Here is a 1,697-nt window from a genome sequence, read left to right on the forward strand (position 1 = left end):
TGTGTTGAAGTCATTTTCAGTTGTTTTTTCGAATTTGCCACAGCCCACCAGTAAAACGCGAGGGCTCGAAATACCTTCGATATCTTGTAACAACAATGTTTGACCCGGTTTACCACTGATATCGCCACGTTCGACAACACGTTGCAGGGTTCCATTGCTGGCGGTGTTTAAAGTGGCTGCTGCTGGACTCAGTTGATTGCCTTCAAATACGGCGACGGCAATACAGTCAATCGACTGCGTTGGCAAAACATCTTTGGTCACAAAATACTGCATGGATTTCTCCTGTTGATGTAGATGGTTTAGACTGCGCTTTTTACTGCAGCGAACTGACTGCCTATTCTAACGAAGACCACTGAATAATGCCCGCCCTAAGACGATTATTTGTTGAGCGTTTCAGCCTGATAGACCGATATATGCTGCGAGAGTTTTTACTTTCACTGACAGCGGTTATCGGTGTGCTATGGCTGATATACGTGGCAACCCGCTTTGCCCGTTATCTGGCTCAGGCCGCTGTGGGTAATTTGCCAGCTGAAGTTATCTTTAATTTATTGTGGCTTAATTCGCTGGGCGCGCTATCCATTTTGTTGCCGATAGGCACATTTCTGGCGGTGCTACTCAGTTTGTCACGAATGAGCTCGGATAACGAACTGACGGTGATTGCCGCCTGCGGTATTGATGGTAACCGCATATTGCGAAATGTTGTCATATTCAGTGGCGCAATGGCAATTATCACGGGTGTATTAGCCCTGCTGATTGTTCCTGATGTCTTATCCGGGCGCTATGAAATTGAACAGAAAGCCAAGGTGGCGGCCAATACCACGGGGCTGGTGGCGGGCAGTTTTAAGGAAAGCCAAAGTGGTGACTGGACTTTTTATTCGCAAAAGCTCAGCGAAGATAAAAGCCATATGGAAAATATCTTCATTGAAATTCATCGTGACGAGAAGCCGCTGATCTTCCGAGCCGAGCGTGGACGATTTGAGATTGAAACTGAAAGTGGTGATAAATATCTGATTCTGGAAGATGGTTATCGTTATGAAGGCAATGCCGGTGATCTGGATTTTCGTATTGCCAAATATGCAACACATAGCATGTTAATTGAACGTGGTGAATCAGTACAGGTTCGCGAACGGCATAAGTCTTTACCCACAGCCGAGCTCTGGGAGCGTGGTGAACCGCAGGATCTGGCCGAAATTCAGTGGCGTGTCTCCAGCGCGGTTATGACTGTTATTTTGAGTGTCATTGCCATTACGTTAGCGCATACAGGTCCAAGGCAAGGGCGATATGCCGGCTTTTTCCCCGCAGTATTGGTCTATGTGATTTACAGTAATTTATTAGGTGTCACCCGGGCCTGGGTGGAAAAGGGCGATCTGGCTCCCTGGTTCGGGGCGATTTGGGTACATTTATTAATGATTGGCATTATGCTGATATTACAAAACCGGCAAAATCTCAAACGACTCTGGCATCAACGTAAGCGACCCAAAACAGCATGATTCTGCAACGCTATATCAGTAAAACGATTCTAGGCAGTACCGCTTTAGTTTTAGTGGTTTTGATGTCGCTGTATACCTTTATGGATTTTATCGCTGAGCTGGATGACCTGGGAAAAGGTGATTATCAGCTGAGCAATATTTTGGCTTATCTGGCTTTATCTATGCCAAAACGAATCTATGAATTGCTTCCTGTTGCTGCTCTGTTAG

Annotated in this window: 3 protein-coding genes; 2 read left to right on the forward strand and 1 reads right to left on the reverse strand. The window is 46.0% G+C overall.

What is annotated here, in order from left to right:
• On the reverse strand, positions 1–273 hold a 273-nt coding region (locus B3O33_RS03225; RefSeq protein ID WP_292362912.1), incomplete at its 3' end, for a M17 family peptidase N-terminal domain-containing protein.
• An 86-nt stretch (positions 274–359) separates the two neighbouring features.
• Here B3O33_RS03225 and lptF point away from each other — a divergent pair.
• Positions 360–1,490: an LPS export ABC transporter permease LptF gene (gene lptF / locus B3O33_RS03230; protein ID WP_292358918.1), complete on the forward strand. Its 1,131-nt coding sequence runs from the start codon at positions 360–362 to the stop codon at positions 1,488–1,490.
• On the forward strand, positions 1,487–1,697 hold a 211-nt coding region (locus tag B3O33_RS03235; protein WP_292362913.1), incomplete at its 3' end, for an LptF/LptG family permease. The genes lptF and B3O33_RS03235, both read left to right, overlap by 4 nt.

Source organism: Methylophaga sp. UBA1464, assembly GCF_002325665.1.
Lineage (GTDB): Bacteria > Pseudomonadota > Gammaproteobacteria > Nitrosococcales > Methylophagaceae > Methylophaga.

What these genes read in the sequence shown, in the direction of transcription:
- lptF (WP_292358918.1), top strand. Translation starts at nt 360, where the DNA reads ATGCCCGCCCTAAGACGATTATTTGTTGAGCGTTTCAGCCTGATAGAC.